At 40.6% G+C, this 1772-nt stretch carries 1 protein-coding gene; it reads right to left on the bottom strand.

The features are described from left to right. A partial coding sequence (locus tag BHF69_RS13635) for a DNA gyrase/topoisomerase IV subunit B (RefSeq protein ID WP_075672522.1) occupies positions 1-1772 on the bottom strand: 1772 nt, incomplete at both ends.

Here is a 1772-nt window from a genome sequence, read left to right as displayed (position 1 = left end):
ATGTAGCGTCTGCCGCATTTTCATAGATGAATTTACGACGCGGCGGAACATCACTTCCCATCAGCATGGATGTTACAGAAGAGGCCATTCTGGCATCCTCAATTTCTATCTGCTTTAAAATACGTGATTCCGGATCCAGAGTTGTCTCCCACAGTTGTTCTGCATCCATTTCTCCAAGCCCTTTATAGCGCTGGAGTGTAAAGGATCCTTTATGTGTTTTTCGATATCTTGCCAAAGCCGCATCATCATATAAATACTCTTCTTTTCCTTTTTTCGGAATCGCCTTATATAATGGAGGCATAGCCAGATATACATGTCCATGGGTGATCAGTTCCGGCATGAAGCGATAAAAGAAGGTCAAAAGCAGCGTGGCAATATGTGCACCATCTACGTCCGCATCTGTCATAATCACAATCTTATGATAACGCAGCTTGGTAATGTCAAAATCATTGCCATATCCTTCTGAAAATCCACATCCAAATGCATTGATCATCGTCTTAATCTCCGCATTGGCCAGCACCTTATCCATCGTTGCTTTTTCCACATTCAGAATTTTTCCACGAATAGGAAGAATGGCCTGGGTCTTTCGATTTCGTGCTGTTTTAGCAGAACCCCCAGCAGAATCTCCTTCCACAATAAAAATCTCACATTCTTCCGGCTTTCTACTCTCACAATTGGATAATTTTCCATTGCTATCAATGGAAAGCTTTTGTTTTACAAGCATATTGGTCTTTGCCTTTTCCTCGGCTTTTCTGATTTTGGCGGATTTTTCCGCACATGCCAGTACATTCTTTAAGATTTCTACATTTTTATCAAAATAAAAGACAACCTCTTCTCCTGCTGCCTCTGCTACTGCCTTTCCAGCATCTGGATTATCTAGCTTTGTTTTGGTCTGCCCTTCAAAGCGAGGGTCCGGATGCTTTACCGAAATAATGGCTGTCATGCCATTTCTTACATCTGTCCCTGTAAAATTAGCATCTTTTTCCTTTAAGATTCCCAGCTCTCTGGCATATTGATTCATGATCGTTGTAAATTTTGTCTTAAATCCAGTAATATGGGTGCCACCCTCAACTGTAAAAATATTATTGCAAAAGCCAAGCATAGTTTCCCCAAAATCTTCTGTATACTGGAACGCTGCTTCTACTTCAATATTATCAACCTGTCGTTTAAAGTAAATTGGTTCATGAATCACCTGCTTTTCTTCATTTAACTTTCTGACATAAGCACAAATTCCATCCGGCTCATGATAGGTAATATCAATTTCCTCTCCTTCACGCTTATTGGAAAAATAAATGGTCAGATTAGGATTCAGATAAGCAGTTTCATGAAGACGGTTTCTTATCATACTCGCTTTAAAATACGTTTTTTCAAAAATCTCACCATCCGGAAGAAATCGAATCATAGTTCCTGTTTCGCTTTTTTTGCATTTTCCAATCTCTTCTAATGGAGTAACCACCTTGCCTCTTTCGTAGCGTTGGTGATAGATGATACCATTCCTCTTAATCGTAACCTCCAGCCAGACAGAGAGGGCATTCACCACAGAAGCGCCCACACCATGGAGTCCTCCTGAAATCTTGTAATTGCTATCGCCAAACTTTCCACCTGCATGAAGAACGGTAAAAACAATCTGAACAGCTGGAAGTCCTGTCTTATCGTTGATTTCCACCGGAATTCCCCGCCCATTATCCGAAATAACTGCTGTCCCATCCTTTTCTAGGGAAACCGAAATTTCATTACAATATCCAGCTAAATACTCATCAACAGAGTTATCT

Source organism: Anaerostipes sp. 992a (assembly GCF_001940245.1).
Lineage (GTDB): Bacteria > Bacillota > Clostridia > Lachnospirales > Lachnospiraceae > Fimousia.
This window is presented reverse-complemented; position numbering and strand designations above follow the sequence as displayed.